Here is a 23,985-nt window from a genome sequence, read left to right on the forward strand (position 1 = left end):
CAGCGGGCGGCGACGGTGGGGCCGGGTCAGCCCCGCGCGAGCAACGCCTCCAGATCAGCGACGGCGGTCCGCAGATGGTCGGCGAAGGCGTGCATCTGGTCGGCGACCGGGGTCGGGGTGGCCAGATACAGGTTCCACCGGTCCGGCAGCAGAACGTAGGCGACACCGATGCAGCGGGGGCTGGTAGAGCCGAAACCGAAGTAGCGGATGTTGATCGACGGCGCCGAGCTGGTGCTCAGGTAGTCGTCACGCATGATCAGCCAGCCCGGGCTGTCGAAGAGCGCGATCGGTTCGGTGACACCGAGTTCGGCGCCGCGACGACGCTGGATCCACTGCAGTTCCCACAGATGCTGTTCAGGTGCCGCGCCCGCCTGGCACTGCTTGGCGCGTTCGACATGCGCGGCGGCCGCGGTGCGCGCGGCGGCCAGCTTGCCCTGCTGGTCGACCGTGGGGTCCTGCATCGCGTCCACGAACGCCACCATTTCCGGGGTGACCACCCGCATGGCCTCGGTGCGGCCGTTGCGGTACTGGCGGGTGGCGATGGATTCGTAAGTGGCGCCGGTGATTCCCTTGCTGCGCCGGTGGGCGAGCTGATAACTCAACTGCGCGAAGGCATCCGGTGAGATGCCGAGCTGTTTGGCGCGCGTTGTGCCGAAGTCCGGGAAAGAGACCGTCTGCGTGGCATTTTCGGCGGCGTAGCGGGCGAAATCGGCACCGGCTTCGGCAATATCGTTGCGCTGCGCCGCATCCAGCACGAAGTCGATCGGCTCGACGGCGGGCATCCCCTGCGCCTTCGCCCCCGACCGGGCGGCGTGCTCCTGCGCCGGAGTCTCCAGCAAGGTGTCCACGAAGGACAGGATGGTGGTGCCGTCCAGCCCGCAGTGCTCGACGTTGATGCCAGCCTGACCGTCCCCGAAGACGATGAACGACACCGACTTGTCGAACCACCGGTTGGCACTGTCGCCGTGCAGCAGCTGATCACAGGCGTGCAGCTCGTCGCGCGGGGCGAAGTCCTCCAGGCAAACACAGAACAGCGCGGTCTCGATGGTATTCAGCGCCGCGGCATTGGTCGGTTCGGCGAGCAGCGCCTGCCTGCTCGCCGCCCATTCCGCCCGCGCCTTGGTGGTGAGATGCCCGACGGCGGAATCGGTTCGGGTCGACCGCGCACCGGCCTTCAGCACCGCTCGCAGTCCGTCGGCGAGGTCGTCCAGCGAGTACGGCGCGCCGTCGGGACCGATCGCGTCCATCCGGAACATGTGGCCGCGGAAGAAGACCACCACATGCTTGGCCGTGGACGGGCCCGGCCATTCCGGGCTGTACGGGACGCGAACGCTGTCCTGCTGCTCCCCCGGGATGCGGGTCTCGGAGAATAAATATTTGTTCTGCCACATGGACAACGTCTGCCCGCGCTGGGTCACCGCGGGGATCGCCTCGGCGTCCAGTGACAGCTTGTAATCCACTGCGGCGGAGATGATTCCGGCCGCGCGATCGACCTGGGTCGCGGCCGTCGAGGTGGCCAGCGTGGTGTCGTCGCGGAAGAGGAAGAAGAAGTTGGCGTTCAATGCGATGCGGTCGCGCCTGCCCAGGTACCGCGACGGCCAGAACAGGTCCAGCCAGCTACCGACGCCCGCGGCGGCGTCGTATTCCGCCAGTGCCGCGTGCAGTGTGCGACCGGGCCCGTCCTGGCGCAGCAGGTCGGCGACCGCGGCTTCGGTGGTGGCGAGCTCGGCCGCGGTCAACAGCGGTGCGCACCACTGCAGGAATCGGGCGCAGCTGTCCTCCAGCGTCGGCAGGGGCACCCGGGGCAGGTGGTCGTCGGCGGCGAAGGTGCGTTCGGTCAATGCTGGTCCTCGGTGTCGGCGTGGTGCTTCGGCAACGGTCTCGATAGATACAGGCCGGCGTAGAGCCAGCCGTCCGCTTCCCGGTCGGTGGTGTCGATTCCCTTGGCGGACAGGGTGTTCAGCACCTGGGTCTGCTCGGCCGCGGAGGCGAACCTGCGCTGTTCGAACAGCCCGGGCGCCTGTTCGGTCCGGTAGCCGAGCGCGGCCAGTTCCGCGGCGATCGGGGTGAAGTCGAACATGCGCAGCACGAAGTGTGCCATCCAGGGCCGCCGACGCGGATGCGCGGTGGCCACGCGGGCCAGCGTTTTCTCGGTGACGTAGCCGACGCAGCCGGTGGAGATGATGATGTCGGCGGTGGCCAGCACCTCCCGCTGCGCATCAGTGGGCTCGCCGGACTCGAGGTCGGCGTGCACGGTGTCGTGCAGCAGCCCCGTCTCCTTGGCGTAGGCGAGCGCGGGCGCGGAGGCGTCCATACCGAGGAACCGGACATCGGGAAGTTCGTCTCGGGTGCCGAGGTCCGCGCGGTCGCGGGCGATGAGGGTCGCACGGTCCCCGTCCGCGCTGCGGTAGTGCTCGGCGAGTTCTTTCATGGAGGTGTCGAAGCGCAGCAGCGCGGCGTTGACGCCGTAGGAGCAGCCGATGTCGAGCACCGTGGGCGTGGTTACCCGGGCCGAGGCGCGGTATTCCCGAATCTGTTGCTGGAAAACGGGTTTCGCGAGCTCCGGGATTCGATAGTCGAGGTCGGACATGCGGGCGTAGTAGTCGCGCGGATCGGGACGGTCGTAGATGTCGTCGAAGGAGGCTTTCCCGGTCTCGTGTAACGGCACTGCCACAGTCGTTCCTCTCGGGTCGAGCGGTTTCTCCCGATCACTGGGTCGAACGGGTGTTCAGCTCAGTCGAGCAATCGGTCACCGCGGACAACGTCGGCCGCGGCGGCCAGATGATCGGGTAGTACGCGGCCGAAGAGTTGCCTGGTGCGCTCCACCGTGCCGATCACGCCCGGCCGGTCGGTGTAGGCGAAGATCGCCGAATGCCGTTGGCCTGCACCGGCGACGGGCGATACGCGATGCAGCGAGAAGCGGCCGCGGAACAGTTGCAGGTCGCCGGGGCGCAGGTCGAGCCGCTGGATCAACCGCTCACCCGAGCCGGTGAGCACGGCGCGGACGTCATCGAGGCGCTCGGCCTCCGGCGTGCGAATGTTGGGGCAGTACTCGAAGATTCCGCCCGACTCCGCGGGTTGGGTCAGCATGCTGACGGTGAATTCGTTGGTGTCGAAGTGCCACGGATGCGACATGCCGGGGGCGACGACATTCAGGCACAGTCCGGCCAGCGGGTCGGCGAATTCGTGCAGTTCGGCCAGGCCGAAACAGTCCGCGACGAAACGCTGGAAGCGCCTGTCGGTATAGAGCCGGTGGATCAGCGCGTCGCCGGGGATGCGGTCGCGGGGCACGAAGGCGTTTCCGCGCTCGAGCACGATACGCCCCGGATGATCCGCGGGCAGCTCGGTGTCCAGCGGGATGTTGTAGGCGTTCACCCGCTCGACTTCGTAGTACGCGTGCGGCGCCATCGCCTCGCCCTGTGCCCGCAGGGTCTCGGTCAGTTCCGGCCGGATGAAACCGCGCAGGACGGTGCAGCCGCTCTCGTCCAGTTCCGTGCGGGCTCGCCGCACCGCGCTGCGCCGGCCGGGGTCCTCCGGTTCGGCGAGGGGATACCGTGCGGTATCAACGATCTCGTCGAGGACACCCAACGCTGCCATGGCGACATTCTGGTGGAGCGCACCGCCGACACGCCCGAGATTCGGCGAGATTGCCGGTGATCGCCGTCACAGCTCCCAGCAGCACTCACTACCGTTGCGGCACAGTAACTCTCGGTAGAGCGCGGTCGGGAGTGTCGAACGGTGGCCGGTCAGCCGCGCAGCTTCAGCGCTTGTTCGAGGTCTTCGATCGTGAGCCCGACCAGCGAGTCACGGAACGTTCGGCCAGGTCCGTCCGGAACGGCAATCTCGCACGGGATCACGATCACCGCGCAACCCGCCGCCCGCGCCGCGCGGGTGCCAGTCGGCGAATCCTCCACGGCCACACAGTCACGCGGATCGACGCCGAGCAGCTCAGCGGCCCGCTGATAGACGTCCGGCTCGGGCTTGCCGCGTGCCACCTCGTCACCGCAGACCGACACGTCGAAGAAATCGCGGCCGAGCGTGTCCAATCCGAATTCGGTAAGCGACCGCTTGGTATTGGTGACGAGCGCCGAAGCGAGTCCTGCCTCCTTGACCAACGCGAGCGCGTCCTTCGCACCGGGACGCCACGGGATGGGACCGGTCATCAACTCGGTCACCCGCCACTCCAGAAAGTCCCCCGCCGCCCCCAGTGCCTCCGGAGTCGACTCGATGCCGAGACCGGTGAAGATCAACCGCAGCGCGTCCGGCCCGGACGCGCCGATCAACGCGTGCCGCAGCTCGTCGGTCATCTCGTGCCCGTGCTCGCGAGCCAACTCGCGCACGGCGACGTCCCAGAGCTTCTCCGAGTCCAGCAACGTGCCGTCCATATCCCAGAGAACGGCGGCTAGTCGCGCAGTCACGTGCGGTACATCTCCTCATTGGTTAACGGTCGACCCAGGCCACGATGACGGTCGCCGCCCCGAGCTATTCTCCGGCATTCGGCTGCGTGGTGCACCGGCGGCACAGTTCGCGTCGGATCTTGTCCGGCAAGGCGCTGCGCATCCCGGCAGCGCTCTACCGCATCGCGACAGAGCGCCTAGGCCCCGGACCCGGCGATCAGCATGCGCCCGTTCTCCGACACGACCTGGAACCAGCGGCTCTCCGACCTTCTTTCACCGGACTTCATCGTGTAGGTGATCGATGCGGTCGCCCGGCTCTCACCGCTCGGCGTGACACTCCCCACGCTCACCGCTTGGATGGCGCTCCAGAACCGGACGTAGGCGTCGTAGCCGCCGGTCTGCGCCTGATAGGAGGGCGTGAGCTGCGACCAGGCAGCGGAAGTGTTGCCGGGCAGCATGCTGTAGTAGCCCTGGATGAATTGGGCGACGCTGGCCGCGGGGGGCGGGCCGAAGGGTGTCGCGGTGACGGTCGTGGGCGGTGCCTTGCTCGGGGTGGGGCTCGGCGTGGGCGTAGGTGTGGGCGTCGTCGAGGACGGCGCGGGCGTCGGGCTCGGCGGGGGCGACGGCTCTGGGGTGCTTACCGGAGCCGGTGGCGCCTCCTGGCCGGTGCTCGCCGCGTTGGCGGGGGGCGGCGGGCCCTCGGGTGCGGCGGACACGGTGGTCACCGACGGTGCGGCAGTGCCGCCCTCGTCCTTGCGGTCACCGTTGACAATGTAGGCGACGAGTCCAATCACCAGGAGCACCGCGACGAACGCGGCGGCACCGACGGCCATGGCGCGGTTACGTTGCGGCCCGCCGCCCGCGCCGCCGGGGATGGTGGTCGCCGCACGGCGTGGCGGGATCGGCGGTTGCGCGGAAACGGATTCGGCCGCAGCCGGATTCGCCTGCGGCGCGGCGTTGGCCAGCGCTGCGGTCGGCACCAGTGCCGTCGCGGCGGTCGCGTTCGCCGTGCTGCTCGCGGCATCGGTGCCCGGTTGCGGGAGCACGGTCGTCGCATCCGCTCCCGGCGCGGGCAGCGCCTTGGTGAGCGACGGTGTCCCCAGCTTCGGAACCCGGCCCTCCGCAACGGCTTCGAGAGCTTGCTGCGCCTCCCGCATGGTCGGGCGCGCGTCGATCGTCGGGGCGAGCAGCCGCATCAGCACCGACCCGAGCACACCGGCCTGCTTCGGCTCCGGGACCTGGCCGCGCGCGACGGCGTGCAGCACAGCCAGCGGATTGTCGCCCTCACCGAACGGCGGCTGGCCCTCCACCGCGGCGTACAGCGTTGAGCCGAGGGCGAATACGTCGGAGGCGGGTTCCGGGTTCTCCCCGCGCGCCACCTCCGGTGCCAGGTAGGCGGGGGTGCCCGCGAGGAATCCGGTGGCGGTGACGGTGACATCGCCGACGGCCCGGGAGATGCCGAAGTCGGTGAGCTTCACGGTGCCGTCGTCGCCGACGAGCAGGTTCGCGGGCTTCACGTCGCGGTGCATGATGCCCGCCTTGTGCGCGGCGGCCAGTGCGCCCGCGGCTTGCGCGCCGATGCGCGCGACCTCCGCCGGGGCCAGGGTGCGCTTGCCGGAGAGTTTGGCCGCCAGGCTCGGCGCGTCCATGTATTCCATGACCAACCACGGCTGGCCGTCTTCCTCCGCGACGTCGAAGACGGTGATCGCGTTCGGGTGGTGCAGCCGCGCCGCGATCCGGCCCTCGCGCATGGCGCGCAGTTTCGCCTCCAGCGCCGCCTCGCGCGACAGGCCCGGCCCGAGGATCAACTGCTTCACGGCGACGGTGCGCCGCAGCCGGACGTCCGTGCCGCGCCAGACAACGCCCATGGCACCTGTGCCGATCGGATCCGTGAGTCGATACCGTCCCGCGATCAATCGGTCCGCCGTCATGGTGTTGTGCCTTCCTGCTTACGCGCCGAGCCGGTACTGCACTGGCGCGCAACGCCGGGAAATCCCCGAAATTGCCACGCGCCGAAGTCCTTTGCACCCGTAAGCAGCGATGGCGACGCATCCGCCGACTGCTCCGGATGCAGTTGCAACGCTTCCGACAATGGCATACCCACCCGACCGACATCCACCTCACCGTGAACGCCCGGGCGATCCCCCAGGTCAGCGCTGCGCCACGCCGAGTCACGAAATCCACTCGGCGCGTCGGGATTTGCCCAAATCATGGCATACGAGCAGGTAGCCAAGGCCCTTGCGGCACGCGAACACTGTTCCGCCACAGCGTGATCACGATCACAACCGGCCGACGGTACGCATAACGGATCGCTACGCCACCCATTGGCCGCGGTGGCGTAGCGAGGACGGGTTGCGAGGACTCACAGAGCGTCTATAAGCCCCACAGGGGGTGTAAGCCCTGTGCGGCGTCTGGACGCTCTGTGACAGCCCAACGACGAAGCCGTTGGGGCACGCGGTCAGGCGTTGAAGTACTTCGCCTCGGGGTGCAGCAGGACGAACGCGTCGGTGGATTGTTCCGGATGGAGTTGGAGTTCCTCGGAGAGGACAACCCCGATGCGGTCGGCCTCGAGCAGGTCGACCAGTTTGGCACGGTCGTCCAGGTCGGGGCAGGCGCCATAGCCGAAGGAGTAGCGCGCGCCCCGGTAGCCGAGCTTGAAGTAGTCGAGGACGTCGGTGGGGTCCGAGTCGGCGACCGCGTGCCCGTCCAGGGTCAGTTCCTCCCGGATGCGGCGGTGCCAGTACTCGGCCAGTGCCTCGGTGAGCTGGACGCCGATGCCGTGCACCTCGAGGTAGTCGCGGTAGTTGTCGGCCGCGAAGAGTTCGTTGGCGAAGTCGGCGATCGGCTGGCCCATGGTAACCAGCTGGAACGGCAGCACATCCACCTGACCGGTCGCCTCGGCCTGCTCGCGTGACCGGATGAAGTCGGCGATGCACAGGAAGCGGTCGCGCTGCTGGCGCGGAAAGGTGAACCGATAGCGTTCGGCCGCACCGGGATTCGGTTCGGTGAGCACGACAACGTCGTCACCCTCGGACACCGCAGGGAAGTAGCCGTACACCACGGCGGCGTGCTGGAGCACACCCTCGGTGCTCAGCCGGTCGAGCCAGAGCCGCAGCCGCGGCTTGCCCTCGGTCTCCACCAGTTCCTCATAGCTCGGCCCCTCGCCGCCGCGCTGGCCGCGCAGACCCCACTGACCGAGGAACAGTGCCCGCTCATCGAGCAGCCCCGAATACTCGTGCAGCGCCAGGCCTTTCACTACCCGGGTGCCCCAGAACGGTGGCACCGGCACCGGCACGTCCGCGGCGACATCGGAGCGCGCGGGCACCTCGATCGGCACCTCGACCGCCTTGCGTTGCTCGGCAATGCGCTTGGACCGTTCGTGGCGGGCCTTGCGTTCGGCCGCCTTCTCCCGCTCTGCGATCGCCTCGGGGCTGTCGGGATCGATGCCGCCGCCGCGCTTGCGGGTCATGATGTCGTCCATCAACCGCAGGCCCTCGAAGGCGTCGCGGGCGTAGTGCACGTCGCCCTCGTACACCTCGGTGAGGTCGTTCTCGACATAACCGCGGGTCAGCGCCGCCCCACCGAGCAGCACCGGGAACTGCTCGGCCACACCCTTGGCGTTGAGCTCCTGCAGGTTCTCCTTCATCACCACGGTCGACTTCACCAGCAGCCCGGACATGCCGATGACGTCGGCCTTCTTGTCCACGGCGGCATCGAGGATGGTCGCGATGGGCTGCTTGATGCCCAGATTCACCACCTCGTAGCCGTTGTTGGACAGGATGATGTCGACCAGGTTCTTGCCGATGTCGTGCACGTCGCCCTTGACGGTGGCCAGCACGATGCGGCCCTTGCCGCTGTCGTCGGTGGCCTCCATGTGCGGCTCCAGGTACGCGACCGCGGCCTTCATCACCTCGGCCGACTGCAAGACGAACGGCAGCTGCATCTGTCCGGAGCCGAACAGCTCACCGACGGTCTTCATGCCGGAGAGCAGCGTCTCGTTGATGATCTGCAGCGGCGGCACCTGCTGCATCGCCTCGTCGAGGTCGGCCTCCATGCCGTTGCGTTCGCCGTCGACGATGCGCCGCGCCAGCCGCTCGAACAGCGGCAGCGCCGCCATCTCCTCGGCGCGCGAGGCCCGCGACGACGACGTGGATACGCCTTCGAACAGTCCCATCAACTTCTGCAGCGGGTCGTAGTCCTCGCCGCGCCGGTCGTACACCAGGTCCAGCGCCGTTTCGCGCTGCTCGTCGGGGATACGCGCCATCGGCAGGATCTTCGAGGCGTGCACGATCGCGGAATCCAGTCCGGCCTGCACGCATTCGTGCATGAACACCGAGTTCAACACCTGACGGGCCGCGGGATTCAAGCCGAAGGAGATGTTCGACAGGCCGAGGGTGGTCTGTACCTGGGGATGCTTGCTCTTGAGCAGCCGGATGGCTTCGATGGTTTCGATGCCGTCCCGGCGCGACTCCTCCTGACCGGTGCCGAGGGTGAAGGTGAGCGTGTCGATGATGATGTCGCTCTCCAGCAAGCCCCAGTTGCCGGTGATGTCGGCGATCAACCGCTCGGCGATCTCCACCTTCTTCGCGGCGGTGCGGGCCTGGCCCTCCTCGTCGATGGTCAGCGCGACCACGGCGGCGCCGTGTTCGGCGACCAGCTGCATGGTCTGCTGGAAACGGGATTCGGGACCGTCGCCGTCCTCGTAGTTCACCGAGTTCACCGCGCAGCGGCCGCCCAGGTGTTCCAGACCCGCCTTCAGCACCGGAGTTTCGGTGGAGTCGAGCATGATCGGCAGCGTCGACGCGGTGGCCAGCCTGCTGGCCAGCGCCTCCATGTCCTTGGCGCCGTCGCGGCCGACGTAGTCGACGCAGAGGTCGAGCATGTGCGCGCCGTCGCGGGTCTGGTCCTTGGCGATGTCCAGGCACTTCTGCCAGTCCTCGGCCAGCATGGCTTCCCGGAATGCCTTGGAGCCGTTGGCATTGGTGCGCTCGCCGATCATCATGATCGAGGCGTCCTGCTCGAACGGCACCGCCGTGTACATGCTGGACACCGCGGGCTCGTGGGCCGGAGCGCGGCGCTCGTCCAGCGGCGGCAACTTCGGCTCGATCTCGCGAACCGCCTCGGTCACCTGCCTGATGTGCTCGGGGGTGGTGCCGCAGCAGCCGCCGACCAGCGCGAGCCCGAACTCGGAGACGAAGCCGCTGAGCGCGACCGCCAGTTCCTCCGGTGACAGCGGGTATTCGGCACCGTTGGCGCCGAGCACCGGCAGACCCGCGTTCGGCATCACCGACACCGGGACCTGCGCGTGCCGGGACAGATGCCGCAGATGCTCGCTCATCTCGGCCGGACCGGTCGCGCAGTTCAGGCCGATCATGTCGATGCCGAGCGGCTCCAGCGCGGTGAGCGCCGCGCCGATCTCGCTGCCGACCAGCATTGTGCCGGTGGTCTCCACGGTCACGTGGGTGATGATCGGAATGCGCCGCCCGAGCAGCCGCATGGCCTCCCGGCTGCCGTTCACCGCCGCTTTGACCTGCAGCAGGTCCTGGCAGGTCTCGATCAGGATGGCGTCAGCGCCGCCCTCGAGCATGCCGAGCGCGGATTCGGTGTACGCGTCGCGCAACGCGATATAAGGAGCATGGCCCAGCGTTGGCAGCTTCGTCCCCGGCCCCATCGAGCCGAGCACGTAACGCGGCGTGCCATCGGCGGACGGGCCCATCTCGTCGGCCACCTCGCGGGCCAGCCTGGTGCCGCGCTCGGACAGGTCGCGGATGCGATCGGCGATGTCGTAGTCGGCCAGGTTGGGCAGGTTGCAGCCGAAGGTATTCGTCTCGACCGCGTCCGCGCCCGCCTCGAAGTAGGCGCGGTGGATGCTGCGCAGCACGTCCGGGCGGGTGTCGTTGAGGATTTCGTTGCAGCCCTCGAGGCCGAGGAAGTCGTCCAGCGTGAGGTCCGCCGCCTGCAACATCGTGCCCATCGCACCGTCACCGATCACGACACGGCGGCGCAATGTGTCGAGTAGCGTGGTGTCGAACTCGGCGGGGATGGACGCAGACATGTGATCAAGCGTAATGGTCGGGTGAGACAGCCCTGTCCCCCGCCGCCGTTGCCGAACACGCCGGGCGTCCGGCCGCCCAGTTCCGCACACATCCGGCGTACCTCGCCCTTCGCGGCGGCCGTGCGTGGTTTGATGACGGACTTCGTCCGGCTGCGCGCACTATGCTGACCGAGTGAACCCCAGTGAAACTCCCGATCCGGAACTGCCGACGTTGCGGGAACCGGTGCTGGTCGCGGCCTTCGAAGGCTGGAACGACGCGGGCGACGCCGCAAGCGGCGCCGTAGAGCATCTGGAATTGATCTGGGACGCCGAGCCGCTAGCCGAACTCGATTCCGAGGACTACTACGACTACCAGGTCAACCGCCCGACGGTGCGCCAGGTGGACGGCGTGACCAGGGAAATCCAGTGGCCGTCCACCATGCTCTCGGTGTGCTCGCCGCCGGGCAGCGACCGCGACATCGTGCTGCTGCGCGGGATCGAACCGAACATGCGCTGGCGCAGCTTCTGCGACGACCTGCTGGAGTTCATCGAACAACTGGGCGTGCAGACCGTGGTCATCCTCGGCGCGTTGCTCGCCGATACGCCGCACACCCGTCCCGTTCCGGTGACGGGGTCCGCGTACAGCAAGGAAGCCGCCGAGCGATTCAACCTCGAGCAAACCCGGTACGAGGGTCCCACCGGGATCACCGGGGTGCTGCAAGACCAGTGTGTGAAGGCAGGTGTGCCCGCGGTGTCGTTCTGGGCCGCCGTGCCGCACTACGTTTCCCAGCCGCCGAACCCGAAGGCCACGATCGCGCTGCTACATCGGGTCGAGGATGTGCTCGACATCGAGGTGCCGCTCGGCGAACTGCCCTCGCAGGCCGAGGATTGGGAGACCGCGGTGAACGAGATGACCGCGGGCGATGACGAGGTCACCGAGTACGTGCGGTCGCTCGAGGAGCGGGGCGACGCGGCGGTCGACGTGAACGAGGCGATGGCCAAGATCGACGGCGACGCCATCGCGGCCGAGTTCGAGAAGTATCTGCGCAGGCGGGGTCCGGGCAGCTTCGGACTCTGAAGTGGTTGAGCCCGAATAACATTGGTTTGCCCAGTGTTCACCGAGGGGCCGCATGTCGGCCGCGAAGCGGCTGCCGCCTATTCTTTTTAGGGTGACCTTTCTCCCGATCGTCGCGCATCTGCGCGGTTTTGACGACCGGATCGCCGTCCTCTGCCCCCGATCTGCCACCGCGAACAGCACGGCGGCGGTGCCGGTGGCGGAAGATTTGCGGCAGGTCACCTACGGGCAACTGGCGACGCTCGTCGAGGAGTTCGCGGCCGCGCTCGGACCGAACCGGCGGCTCGTCGCGCTCCCGGCCAGGAACGACCTCGCTTCGCTCGTGGCGTATCTCGGCGCACTCAGCGCGGGCTGCGTTGTCCTGCTCACCGCGGAAGTCACCACCGAATTACTGACGACCTACGATCCGGATGTCGTCATCGAGGACGGCGCCACCCACGTGCGGCGCGAGACGTCGTCGCATACCCTGCATCCGGATCTCGCGCTGCTGCTGAGCACTTCGGGTTCCACCGGGTCACCGAAACTCGTCCGGCTTTCGTCGGCGAACCTGCTGGCCAACGCCGCCGCCATCGCCGAATACCTGACCATCACCCCCGGCGACCGCGCGGCCACGACGCTGCCGATGTTCTACTGCTACGGGCTCTCGGTGGTGCACAGCTACCTGGTGCGCGGCGCGAGCCTGTTGCTCACCGAACGGTCGGTCCTGGACGACACCTTCTGGGACGAGTTCCGCGCCTACCGGGCAACGTCTTTCGCGGCCGTCCCGTACACCATCGACCTGCTGGACCGGATCGGCTTCTCCCGCATGGAATTGCCGCACCTGCGCTACGTCACCCAGGCGGGCGGCAGGCTCGCCGCCGAGCGAGTCGTCGAATACGCGCGGCTCGGCGCACGGTCGGGCTGGGACTTCTTCGTCATGTACGGCCAGACCGAGGCCACCGCCCGGATGGCTTATCTGCCGCCGGATCTGGCGACTGAGCACCCCGATTGCATCGGTGTGCCGATCCCTGGCGGGGAGTTCAGCCTGGAACCGGTCGACGACGCCGACTGGCACAGCGTCAACCCCTGCGGACACGAGCAACTCGACGCCGAGGCGGGCGAACTGGTCTACCACGGACCCAACGTCATGATGGGTTACGCGACGTCCTCGTCCGATCTGGCGCTGGGCCGCACCGTCACCGCGTTGCGCACCGGCGATCTCGCGCGCCGCACTTCGGACGGCCTGTACCAGGTGATCGGACGCCGCAGCCGGTTCGCGAAGATCTTCGGCTTGCGCATCGATCTGCAACGGCTCGAGTCCGGCTTGGCAGCAGCGGGTTTCACCGCCTGCTGCACCGACGACGACGAACACCTTGTCGTCGCGGTGCAGCACCCCGACACCGATCCGACCGAGACCGCCGCCCGCCTGGCCGGGCTGCCCGCCGCGGCGGTGCGGGTGTGCCCGGTCGAGGACCTGCCGCGGCTGGCCAACGGCAAGCCGGACTACCCTGCCGTCCGCACGTTGGCCGCGCCCGCGCCGCAGAACCGAGACATCCGCGCGCTCTACGCCTTTGCCCTCGGCATCGACCCGGCGGCGATCCGCCCGGACAGCACCTTCGTCGATCTCGGCGGCAATTCGCTGACCTATGTGACGACCGCGGCCCGAGTGGAACACGCGCTGGGCCGGCTGCCCGCCGACTGGCCGACTATGACGATCGCCGAGCTCGAACGGATACCGCACGGCGGCAGGCGATTCGGCCGCACCCTGGACACGGGCACGCTGCTGCGCGCCGCGGCCATCGTGCTGATCGCGGGTTCGCACATCGGTCTTTTCGTCCTGTGGGGTGCCGCGCACGTGCTGCTCGCGGTCGCCGGATTCAACTTCGCCCGCTTCGCGGTGACCGCCGCGCCGCGCGCCGAACGGTTGCGGCACGCGCTGCGCACGGTCGCGCTGATCGCCGTACCGACTGCCACCTGGGTAGCCATCACGTTGCTGTTCACCGACTACTACGGGTGGCAGAACGTGCTGCTGCTCAACAAGATTCTGGGCCCGCACGACAGCGCCACCGCGGGGCACCTCTGGTTCATCGAGGTGCTCGTCTATTTCACGATCGCGGCCGCGCTACTACTGCGGATTCCACTGGTGGACGCGCTGGAGCGGCGCGAACCGTTCTGGTTCGCGATGGGCCTGCTCGCGATCACCCTGGTGCTGCGGTACCAGCCGTTCGGACTCTATTCGGCGCAGGATGTGCGGTTCTCGCCGCTGGCCGTGTGGTTCTTCGCCATGGGCTGGGCCGCCGCGAAGGCGACGTCGAGGTGGCAGCGGCTGCTGGTGAGCGCCGTCCTGCTGGCTTGTGTGCCGGGCTATTTCGGGGTTCCCGATCGGGAGCGGCTGGTCATGGCCGGGCTACTCCTGCTGATCTGGCTGCCCGCGATCCGGGTGCCCGCCCTGGTGGCTGTCGCGGCCGCGGTGCTCGCCGACAGCTCGTTGTTCGCGTATCTGCTGCATTGGCAGGTATATCCACCGTTCGGGCAACACCATGTTGCGGCGTTGCTCGCCTCGCTGATGGCCGGTGTGGCCGCGACGAGGATGGTGGCGGGGGCGCGACGGCGGTTGCGCGTGCCGTCGATTCGATCAGCTGTCGATGGTCCAGACTTGGGCCGCCGCTTCCTGCGCCAGCTTCGCGAGCAGGATGTCTCGCGGGATCGTCTGGCCGGCAAGGTGATCGAGTGACGGAACCACTACGTGGTGCGCGTCGGCTCGCTTGAGCTCCTGGGTCAGCTCGGCAAAGGCCGTGCCATCACCGGAAGTCGATTCATGGAACGTTGCGGCGAAGCAGAGCCCTTCCTCGCGGGCGAGGCTGGTCATCGCATCCTCGAGCTCTTCGCTGTGGCCGTCGGCCAAATCGTCACGCACGTATCCATAGATCAACGCTTCCACCCGAACCTCCGTTGGATTGGGTACCGCTGTTCTTATGTGGATCACCCCATTGTGGGGTACTGCGCCCTGCAAGGACAGATGCAATTGCATCTGGCTCGAGCAAGATGGGTCCGGCAAACTTTCCGCTCCCATGTCCAGCATGCACAACGCCAAACTGCGAATGCAGATGTCAACCCAGTGACACCTATATGCCCTATCTCGGCCACCGGGCGTTAACTGGTGCGATACTACTGACGTGGCCGCTGGAGACGATCGACCCGTCTGGGCTGTCCGGATGCGCTCCGAGCGCGACGCGCGGGGGTGGTCACAAGCCGACGCCGTCCGCGTGATGCGCGCCAAGTCATCCCACAACCTGCCGACAGACAGTACACTGCTGCGTAACTGGCGCCGCTGGGAATCGGGCGAGTCGCGGCCGGATGATTTCTACGCACCGATCATCGCCGCCGCCTTCGACACTGTCACGGCCGCGTTCTTCCCCAAAGCCAGGCCGAATCGAGACGACGAAGTCCTCTCGGCAACCGGCATGGACACGCTGGAGTTCATTGGCAGACTCCGCATGTCGGACGTTTCCCCCGCCACCCTCGACGCCATCCGTATCACCGCGGAACGCCTGTGCTGCGAGTACTCCTATGCCGATCCGCACGAACTGCACGCCGAGGGCACCGGGTGGTTGCGGCGAATTACCTCGCTACTGGACGGCCGACTGACACTGGCGCAGCATCGCGACATCCTCGTCCTCGCGGGATGGGTTGCGCTACTGGTCGGTTGCGTGGATTACGACCTCGGCCGGCGGACCGCCGCCGAAGCGACCCGGCGCGCCGCGTATTCGCTGGGGGTGGAGGCGGAGAACGCCGAAATCACCGGCTGGAGTGTGGAAATGGCCGCTTGGTTCGCGTTGACCCAGGGCAACTATCGCGGCGCGATCGACGCGGTCGACCAAGTGCTGGGGGTAAGCCAGAACCTGGGCGTCGGCGTGCAACTCGCCGCGCAACGAGCTAAGGCGTGGGCCCGGCTCGGCGACCGCCACCAGGTCGAGGCGGCGCTCGACCAGGGCCGAGCAATTTTGGAGCGAATCGACCATCCGATCAATCTGGATAACCATTTCGTAGTCGACCCACAGAAGTTCGACTTCTACGCGATGGACTGCTGCCGGGTCGCGGGCGAGGATCGGCGCGCCGAGAACTACGCCAACGAGGTCATCCGCAACGCCACCCGCGCCGACGGCACGGTCCGCAATCCGATGCGGGTGTCCGAGGCGCATCTGACCCTCGCGGTGGTCGCCGTCCGCAATCGCGATCTGGAACTCGCCGTCGATGAAGGACTGCGCGCGTTCGCGGGTAAACGCCGTTCACTGCCCTCGCTGATGTGGATCGCGGGCGAGGCCGCGCGCGAAATCATCGCCCGCTACCCCGGCGATCCGCGCACCCGCGTGTACTTTGACCAGCTGCGTTCGTTGTCGAACGAGTGACCGGTACCGTACCGGCGCAGGCCGATTCGACGGCGAACACCCGGCAAACAGGACACAGCCACGCCGAACAGGGCACGTTCGCGTTGTCGGCGACCGGCCCGCTACTACCCTGTTCCCGGTGACCGACTCCGTCGACGGCTCCGCGAGTGCCGCCTCCGTCCGCTGGGACGATCGGCTGCGGCTGTTCTCCTTCGCCACCGCCGAGCGCCGCGCCGACTATCTGTGGGTGCTGCGCGCCTTCGACAGCGCGCGGGCGGCGTATGTAGTGCTGCTGCACGCCGACGATGTGGCGGAGTGGATCGAACGCAACGGCCATCGCCCGCGCACGCCTGACCTGCTGGACCTGGCAGAGCCACCGCAGGCACCGGCGGCTGACGTCGAGAGCCAGCAACATATAGAGGACAACATGTCAGCGGACAAACCGCCCGCCGACGACGGTCCCGCGAGCGCCGCGGCCTGGTCCACCGAACACGGCGGCCGTCCGAACGCACCCCGGCTCACCGCCGCCGAGATCGGCCCGCTGCTCGATCAACTGCATCAATGGGGCGTGCTCGAGCGCAGCTACGACGGAACGCGCGCCGCCACCCTGGCCGAATATCGCAACCGGCACTTCGTCTACCAGTTCTCCCAAGCCGGGTTCCAGGCTTACCGCGCGGTCGCGGGCGTGCTCAACGCCCGGCTCGACGAGGCATCGCTGTCGCGGCTGGTGCTGCCGGAGTTGCTGGCCGACCTGCACACCCTCGCCGCGGCCAACCGCGACGGCGATGCCGAACGGGTCTACCGCACGCTGCGCCGCCTCGACGCCGCATTGACGGACATGGCCGCCCGCGCCGCCCACTTCTACCTCTCGCTCGGCGACCTGGTGCGGACCACCGAGATCACCCCGGAATCCTTTCTGGCGCACAAGGACGCGCTGCTCGCGCACATGCGGGAGTTCAGCCTCGACCTGGCCAGGTTCACCCCACGGCTGGCCGGTGCGATCGCCGAGATCGAGGAGACCGGCGTCGACGAACTGATCGAACGCGCCGCCGGGTGCGATGAGCGGGTGCTGCTCAGTTTCGCGGAGCGGCAGGCGGATTGGCAGGCGCGCTGGGACGGGTTGCGGACCTGGTTCGTCGCGTCCGGCAGCGGCGAGACCGCGGGGACGACCGAGGCGGAACGGCTGCGCGAGGCCACCATGAGCGCCATCGCCGCCGTGCTTTCGCTGCTGCGCCGGGTCACCGAGACCCGGCGCGGCGGGGTGAGCAGGGAGTCGGCGCTGCGCCACCTGGCGGGCTGGTTCACCGCCGCGCCGACCGCGGACAGCGCGCATGCCCTCTTCGACGCGGTGTTCGGCCTCGGCCGGCCGCGGCACCTGGCGATGGAGCATCCCGACGCGGATCTCATTCCGGCGCAGCGTTCCTGGTGGGAGGCGCCGCCATTGGAGATCTCCCGCACGCTGGCCGAGACCGGGCGGCCGCCGTCGGCCGGGGCGCCCGCCCGAATCCATCGCAACGACGCGGGGATTCGGCGGTTGCGTGAGGCGCAGTTGGCTGCGCAGCGGGCGCGCGCCGAGGCGGCAAAGTCCCTGGCCGCCGCCGATGTGCACGACCGGGTGCTCGACGAACGGGAGACCGAGGTGCTGTTGCGGCTGCTGGACGCGGCCTCCACGGCGTGGGTGCCGGTGAGCGGCCGGGTCGCCGGGACCACCGGATCCGACAGCGGGGTCACCCTGACCGTCTCGGAGCACGACGGTTCGACGGTGGTGCAGACCGCGCACGGGCTGCTGCACCTGAACAACCGCAGGCTCGAGGTACGCCAGACGACCAAGACCCGGCCGCGTGGCAATGGCGGCCGCCCATGATGCACGGCCGCAAGATCGACTCTCTCGCGCTGGACAACTATCAGCGCGCCGCCCGGGTCGTCCTCGCCAACCACCTGGTCACCAGGACCTATCCGGATCGGATCGCGCTGCCGCTGATCCGCCGATGGGCCACCGAATTACGGGAGGACCTGGTCGAGCTGTTCGGTTACCGGCTCGAGGTCACCGAAACCACCGCGCGGGTGTTCCCGATCATCGACCGGTTGGATGCGGGCAAGCCTGCCCGCACGCCCGCCGACCGACTCTTCGATCGTCGACGCTACGCCTACCTCGCGCTCTGCATCGCCGCGCTCGGCCGGGCGGGCGACCAGATCACGTTGTCGGAGTTGGCCGATCAGGTCGCGGCCTACGCGGGCCGGGTGGACGGACTGGAACTGTCCACCGATCGCGCGGCCGACCGGGACGCCTTCGTCGACGCGGTCGGCTGGCTGACCCACCGCGGCGCGCTCACCCTGGCCGACGGCGACGCGGGCGGCTGGGCCAGCGATCCCGAGGCGGGCGAGGCGCTCTACGACATCGACCGGCCCGTGGTGTTCGCGTTGTTCCGGCCACCACGCGCGCTGCAACACCTGCACAGCGTGCGCGGGCTGCTCACCGAAGAAGCCTCGGCCGCAACCGGTCCCGCGCACGCGCCGACCGCCGCCGACCTGGCCAGGCGGGTGCGCCGAGCACTGGTGGAGCGGCCCGTGGTGTACCTCGCGGACCTGACGCCGGAAGAACGGCCGGTGCTCGGACAGGATCGGATCGTCGCCGATGTCGAGCTGTTCACCGGGCTGCGGGCCGAACGCCGGGCGGAGGGGGTCGCGCTGATCGACACGTCCGGGCGGTTGTCGGACATCCGTTTCCCGAGCACCGGCACGCTGGCACAGGTAGGGCTGCTGCTGGCCGGTGAGATCGCCGACCGGGTGCTCGATATCGACAACCCGGTGCCGCGCAGGCCGGGGGCGCCGGAGGCGGGCGCGGCGCTGGCGGCGCAATTGGACGGCGCGATCCCGGAATCGACGGTGTTCGCACCGCTTGCCGAGCTCCGGGCACTCGATGACTTTCCGGCACAGTCAGATTCGGCTTCCGACGGCGACACCGACGAGGCGGAGCCGGTCGAGGCGACGTATCCGCTCGTCGACTCCGCCTGGGTGCGCGAGACCGTGCAGGCGCTCACCGATCGGTACGGCGCCACCTTCGCCGCCCAGTGGCAGGCCGATGTGCCCGGCCTGACCACCGAGGTGGTGGCGCTGCTGGAGCGGCTGCGCCTGGTGCAGGCGGTCGACGACGGGCTGCTGGTGCTGCCCGCCCTCGCTCGCTATCGCGGCGCCGTCGTTACGGTCCGCGCCAAGCGCACCGAGGAACTGTTCGTCACCGCAGCCGACACCTATGGGTCCGACAGCACTGGCACGGAAGGAAACTGAGGCGATGTCGCTCATCCACGGCGGAGTGCGGTTCATTCCGACCCGCGCCGGAATCGTCAACCTGTGGGACTACCGCGACCAGGAATTCTGCTTCGCGGACGGCAGATTGGTGCTGCGCGGCCCCAACGGGTCCGGCAAGACCAAGGCACTCGAGGTGCTGTTCCCGTTCGTGCTGGACGGGCGGATCGAGCCGCGCCGGCTCAACCCGTTCGCCGGTGAGGAACGCACGATGAAGTCGAACCTGTTGTACCGCAAGCAGGAATCGGCCTACTCCTATGTCTGGATGGAGTTCGCGCGCGGCCAGTGGGACGACCCCGAGGCGGTGACCGTCGGCATCGGCATGCGGGCCACCCGGTCCTCGGACAAGGTGACCCGCTGGTACTTCGTGGCCGACGGCCGGGTGGGCGTCGACTTCTCGCTCATCGGGGCGGACGACCGGCCGTTCACCCGCAAGCAGCTGGCCGAGCAGATCGGCACCGATGCCATCGTGGATCGCCCGGTCGAATACCGGAACGCCATCGACGCCAGGATGTTCGGGCTCGGCACCCAGCGCTACGACCAGCTGATCAACCTGATTCTCACGCTGCGCCGCCCGCAGTTGGCGAAAAACCTGGACCCGCGCGGTCTTTCGCAAGCACTCACCGACGGCCTGCGTCCCCTCGACGAGCAGCTGATCCTCGACGCGGCCCGGTCCTTCAGCGATATGGAGGAGGTTGGGCGCACGCTCGAGGGCTTGGTGCACGCCGACAGCGCCACCCGAACCTTCGTCGACGTCTATCGCAAATATCTTGCGGTGCAGGCTAAAACCGATGTCGACCAGCTGCGCACCAGGCTGGACGCGGTCACCCACGCGAGCACCGCGCTGTTCGCCGCGACCGCACTGCGCGAGCGCCGGGAAGCCGAACGCGCCACCGCCGAGGCGCGCGCCGAGGACGCCGACCGCGCCTACGAGCAGGCGCTCGGCGACCGGGAGAACCTGCAACGCTCCAGCGCCTACGAAGGCAAACAGCAGCTAGACGATCTGGCCGACGCGGTCCGTCGCCTGGAGACCTCCGCGGGCGTGCACCGCGACAAGGCCATGAAGGCCAGGCAGACGCTCGATCAGCGGGCGCAGGAGGCGGAGCGGGCGCGTACCGGGGTGCGGACGGCCGCCGCGGCACTGGCCCGCGGCGAGGACGAATTGCGGTCCGCCGCCGAGGAAGCCGGAATCAACTGGACGGCGCTGTCCGAGACCGCCCGCGCCGAACAGCTCACCGCGACGGTGCGCGGGCATGCCGAGGAACGCGACGCCGACGTGCGCGCGGTGCGGCAGGCCCTTGGCGTCATGGAGACCGCGGCGGCCGAACGCACCAGGGCCGAACGGCTCGCCGAACGCGCCCGCGAGTTGAGTGAGGCGGCCGCCGCCGAGGTCGCGCACGCCGAAGCGGCGGTGGTGCTGGCCCGCACCGAAGCCGCGGGCGCACTGCGCAGTTGGTGGGACGAGCACCGCGAGGTCTACTCCTCCATTCGAGACGGACTGTTCGAAGCGCTGGATACCGCGCTCGCCCAAGCAGGTTCGGAGGAAGCGACCGTTGCGGAGGTGCTGGCCGAGCGCACCGAGCCGCTGCTGGACGAAATTCGCAACCGTCGCCAGGAAGCCCGTGGGCGAGCGGCGACGGCGGCCGAACAGATCGCCGAGCTGACCGCCGAACGTGACCGGGTGGCCGCCCAGAGCGACGACGCGCCACCGCCTTTCGCCGCACGCACGCGGCAGTCGGACGACCGGCCCGGCGCCCCGCTGTGGCGCCTGGTCCGCTTCGCCGACGACGTGACACCGGAGGCGGCCGCCGGTATCGAGGCCGCGCTGCACGCCGCCGATCTGCTCGACGGCTGGGTCTGCGCGGAACCGCCGTCGACATACGACTCGGACCAATTCCTCGTCCCGCTGCCCGCGAAGGAACGGCCGAAGGGCCGCACGCTCGCCGATGTCCTTGTTGTCGAGGAGGATTCGGATGAGCTCACGGTGCCGCGACAGACGGTCGCCGACGTACTGGCCTCCATTGCCCTGCACGAGGGCAAGGGTGATCCGGCGGCCGGAATCGCGGTCAGCACCGCGGGCGGCTTCCGGCAGGGCGTCCAGGTGGGCAGGCACCACAAGGACGACGCCGAGTTCATCGGCGCCACCGCCCGTGCGCGCCGCCGTGAACTCCGGCTGACCGAACTGGCCGCCGCGCTCGAAGCGGCGACCGAAACCCATCGGGTGGCACAGAACGAGGAGGCGGCCGCCACCGCCGAGCTCGCCCGAATCTCGGCCGCCGCCAAGGCCTTGCCGCGCGCGACAGCGGTCAGCGCCGCATTGCGCGCGGTCTCGGAGACGGCGGGCATGATGCGTTCGCGCACCGAGGCCGCCGCGCAGGCCGAGCGCGATCTCGATCAGGCGGTCGCCGAGGTAACGTCGGTCGAGAAGAAGCTGCGCGCGGCCGCAACGAAACATCGGACCCCGCGCGATCCCCGTGAACTCGACGCGTTGGCCGCGGCCATCCGGCATTTCGAGAACACCGGCACCGGCCTGCTGCGATTGCGCACCGAACACGACCGGGAGCGCGAACGCGAACGCGAGGGCAGCGACCGCTACGACGAGGCCAAGGACCTGGCCGAAGCGTTCGCCGAGGAAGCCGAGGCGGCCGAGTCCGGCTATCAGGAGCAGCTGCGCAAACTCGAAACCCTGCGCGAGGCACTGGGTGCGGGCGCCGCTGACATCGATCAGGAACTCGACCGAGCGCGCGCGAAGATCGAGGCGACCAAGGCCGAACAGAAGGCCGCACGCAAGGCCGCCAACGAGGCGATCGAGGCCATCGGCGACGCCGAAGCCGCCTACCGCACCGCACACGAATCCCTGGGCACCGCACTCACCGAGGTGCTTGCCGACGTGAAAGCCCTTGCCCCGTACGCCCGGCCGGACCTGCTCCGGCTACTCGGCGCCTCGACCGAGGGCCGCTGGCCCAGCAGCGAGGCCGCCTGGTCGACCCCCGAACAGCTGTTGTACCGGATCGCCAAGGCCGGACCGGACGCCGAACCGCGGGTACTGCCCGAGGAGGTCGCCGAACTGTTCGAAAGCCTCAGCACCGCAACGGCTTCGGTGCGGGCCAGTGAGGCGACCCGCAAGTCCACCCGCAGCGCGGTGACCGCGGCGCTGCAGGAGTTCGATGCCGCCCTCGCCGGGTCGGGGCGCGACTACCGGTTGCAGTGGGACGCCGCCGACGGGCTGACCGTCGTGCAGGTCCAGGACGATGACGGCATGTCGGCGCTCGCCGATTTCGCCGCCCGCATCGACAGCGCCCGCAAGGATCAGGAGCTGCTGCTCACCGACGCGGAGCGGCGCATCCTGGAGGACGCACTGCTGACCGGGCTCGCCCAGCAGATCTACGAACGCACCAGCGACGCACGCGATCTCATCGCCCGGATGGGTGCGGAGATGAAGCAGCGGCGGATGTCCTCCGGCAACACCATCGGCGTGCACTGGGTGCTGGCCGACACGCTCTCCGACCCGGCTCGGGCCATGTGCAAGCTGCTCGACCGGGACGCGTCGGCGCTGGGCGCGGACGAACTCGCGACCATCCGTGCGCATTTCGCGTCCGAGATCCGGGCGGCCCGGGCCGCGCACCCGGAACGCTCCTACCCCGAAATTCTCGCGGCTACCCTGGATTACCGCACCTGGCGGGTGTTCTCGTTCACCCTGATCTCAGCCGACGGAAGCGAGGACAAGCTCACCGTGGCCAGGCACAGCGCGCTGTCCGGAGGCGAGCAGTCGGTGTCGCTGCACCTGCCGCTGTTCGCGGCCGCGCACGTGATGCTCGATTCGGCCGACCCGCAGGCGCCGCGCCTGCTCGCCCTAGACGAGGCGTTCGCCGGTGTCGACGACAACGGCCGCAGCGAATTGCTCGGGCTCAGTGTGCAATTCGATCTCGACCTGTTCATGACCGGCTACGATCTGTGGATCACCTACCCGCACGTGCCCGGCTGCGCACACTACGACCTGGCGCACGCCGCCGCCGAGAACACCGTCAGCGCAACGCTTCTGGTCTGGGATAGCGGCGACCTGCTCGCCGAACACGACGGCACCGACCTGACCGCTGCCCTCGGCTCGCCCAACCGCCGCCGCGTCCCGACGACCATCGAAGGCGGGATCGAGCTGACGCCGATCGGTTAGACGCGGATGGCGAGGGCGCCCGCGGCGGCGCGGGTGAGCTGGGCGGTGACGCGGTCGGCCGACCAGTGCTGGTGCACGGTGAGGTCGTAGACGACCCGTTCATCGAAGATGGTGATCCACATCAGCACCGCGAAGGTGCGATCGCTCAGTGCCGTCTTGCCTTGCCGGACAAGCGCATCCAGTACTTCGGCGAGGATGTCGTGCAGCGCGGTGATCGAGGTGTCGCCCGCGGCGAGCCGTTCGATGAAGCCCTTGTGGCTGCGGATGTAGCGGACCGCGGGACCCCACTGCCGCGCCTGCTCGACCCAGGTGCGGCAGAACCGGTGGAACCGCTCGACCGGGTCGGTGGTCGGGTCGATCGCGCCGAGCGCCTCCAGCAGTTGTTCGATCGCGCGGCGATGGAACGCCTGCATCGCGTCCTGCGGTGTCGGGAAGTGCCGGTACGCGGTGGCGACACCGACACCGGCCGCGCCGGCCAATTCGGGGATCGAGAACCCGACCCTGCCCTCGTCCAGCAGGTTGCCGATCGCGTCGACCAGCACCGTTCTACTGCGCTGGGCATCGCTTCGGGTGTTCACCGTTGGCACGACTCCATCCTGCCCGTTGTACAGCGGGTATTGCCGTCCATCCAGATC

14 protein-coding genes are annotated in these 23,985 nt (G+C 68.7%); 6 read left to right on the forward strand and 8 right to left on the reverse strand.

What is annotated here, in order from left to right; all coding sequences use genetic code 11:
• Positions 1 to 26: 26 nt before the first annotated feature.
• The 6 genes from KV110_RS26260 to metH all read right to left on the reverse strand — a co-directional run bounded on the left by KV110_RS26260 (position 27) and on the right by metH (position 10,452).
• Positions 27 to 1,841, reverse strand: a complete 1,815-nt coding sequence (locus KV110_RS26260; RefSeq protein WP_218469930.1) for a choline/carnitine O-acyltransferase — start codon at positions 1,839 to 1,841, stop codon at positions 27 to 29.
• On the reverse strand, positions 1,838 to 2,674 hold the full coding sequence (locus KV110_RS26265; RefSeq protein ID WP_218469931.1) for a class I SAM-dependent methyltransferase: 837 nt from the start codon (positions 2,672 to 2,674) through the stop codon (positions 1,838 to 1,840). Before KV110_RS26265 ends, KV110_RS26260 begins: the two co-directional genes overlap by 4 nt.
• 59 nt (positions 2,675 to 2,733) lie before the next feature.
• Entirely contained in the window at positions 2,734 to 3,597 is an 864-nt protein-coding gene (locus tag KV110_RS26270) for a HalD/BesD family halogenase (protein ID WP_218469932.1), read from the reverse strand.
• Positions 3,598 to 3,746: 149 nt separating this feature from the next.
• The gene (locus tag KV110_RS26275; protein ID WP_281427685.1) at positions 3,747 to 4,418 is read right to left on the reverse strand and encodes an HAD family hydrolase; all 672 of its coding nucleotides are present in this window, start codon (positions 4,416 to 4,418) and stop codon (positions 3,747 to 3,749) included.
• 176 nt (positions 4,419 to 4,594) lie between these two features.
• A complete protein-coding gene (locus KV110_RS26280; RefSeq protein ID WP_218469933.1) occupies positions 4,595 to 6,328 on the reverse strand; it encodes a serine/threonine-protein kinase in 1,734 nt (577 codons plus the stop codon).
• 527 nt (positions 6,329 to 6,855) lie between these two features.
• The gene (metH, locus tag KV110_RS26285) at positions 6,856 to 10,452 is read right to left on the reverse strand and encodes a methionine synthase (protein WP_218469934.1); all 3,597 of its coding nucleotides are present in this window, start codon (positions 10,450 to 10,452) and stop codon (positions 6,856 to 6,858) included.
• Positions 10,453 to 10,624: 172 nt separating this feature from the next.
• Between metH and KV110_RS26290 the strand changes: the two genes are divergently transcribed.
• Entirely contained in the window at positions 10,625 to 11,509 is an 885-nt protein-coding gene (locus tag KV110_RS26290; RefSeq protein WP_218469935.1) for a PAC2 family protein, read from the forward strand.
• 91 nt (positions 11,510 to 11,600) lie between these two features.
• Positions 11,601 to 14,219, forward strand: coding sequence for an AMP-binding protein (locus KV110_RS26295; protein WP_246633984.1), 2,619 nt, complete (start codon positions 11,601 to 11,603; stop codon positions 14,217 to 14,219).
• Here the strand turns inward: KV110_RS26295 and KV110_RS26300 are convergent.
• Positions 14,121 to 14,426 (reverse strand): hypothetical protein, encoded by a 306-nt coding sequence (locus KV110_RS26300; RefSeq protein ID WP_218469937.1) that lies wholly within the window; start codon positions 14,424 to 14,426, stop codon positions 14,121 to 14,123. The genes KV110_RS26295 and KV110_RS26300 overlap by 99 nt on opposite strands.
• A 235-nt stretch (positions 14,427 to 14,661) precedes the next feature.
• Here KV110_RS26300 and KV110_RS26305 point away from each other — a divergent pair, with 235 nt between their 5' ends.
• The 4 genes from KV110_RS26305 (at position 14,662) to KV110_RS26325 (ending at position 23,350) form a co-directional block, all read left to right on the forward strand.
• Positions 14,662 to 15,894, forward strand: coding sequence for an NsdA family TPR-like regulatory protein (locus KV110_RS26305; protein ID WP_246633985.1), 1,233 nt, complete (start codon positions 14,662 to 14,664; stop codon positions 15,892 to 15,894).
• A gap of 175 nt (positions 15,895 to 16,069) precedes the next feature.
• The gene (locus KV110_RS26315) at positions 16,070 to 17,737 is read left to right on the forward strand and encodes a TIGR02677 family protein (protein WP_393540186.1); all 1,668 of its coding nucleotides are present in this window, start codon (positions 16,070 to 16,072) and stop codon (positions 17,735 to 17,737) included.
• Positions 17,737 to 19,161 carry a TIGR02678 family protein gene (locus KV110_RS26320; RefSeq protein WP_218478909.1) on the forward strand — a complete coding sequence of 475 codons (1,425 nt, stop codon included), beginning with the start codon at positions 17,737 to 17,739 and terminating at the stop codon, positions 19,159 to 19,161. Before KV110_RS26315 ends, KV110_RS26320 begins: the two co-directional genes overlap by 1 nt.
• Positions 19,162 to 19,165: 4 nt before the next feature.
• Complete coding sequence (locus KV110_RS26325) at positions 19,166 to 23,350, forward strand: TIGR02680 family protein (RefSeq protein WP_218469938.1); 4,185 nt, start codon at positions 19,166 to 19,168, stop codon at positions 23,348 to 23,350.
• Here KV110_RS26325 and KV110_RS26330 read toward each other — a convergent pair.
• The gene (locus tag KV110_RS26330) at positions 23,347 to 23,928 is read right to left on the reverse strand and encodes a TetR/AcrR family transcriptional regulator (protein WP_218469939.1); all 582 of its coding nucleotides are present in this window, start codon (positions 23,926 to 23,928) and stop codon (positions 23,347 to 23,349) included. The two genes, KV110_RS26325 and KV110_RS26330, sit on opposite strands and share 4 nt — an antisense overlap.
• Positions 23,929 to 23,985: the final 57 nt, after the last annotated feature.

It is taken from the genome of Nocardia iowensis (genome assembly GCF_019222765.1).
GTDB classification, from domain to species: domain Bacteria; phylum Actinomycetota; class Actinomycetes; order Mycobacteriales; family Mycobacteriaceae; genus Nocardia; species Nocardia iowensis.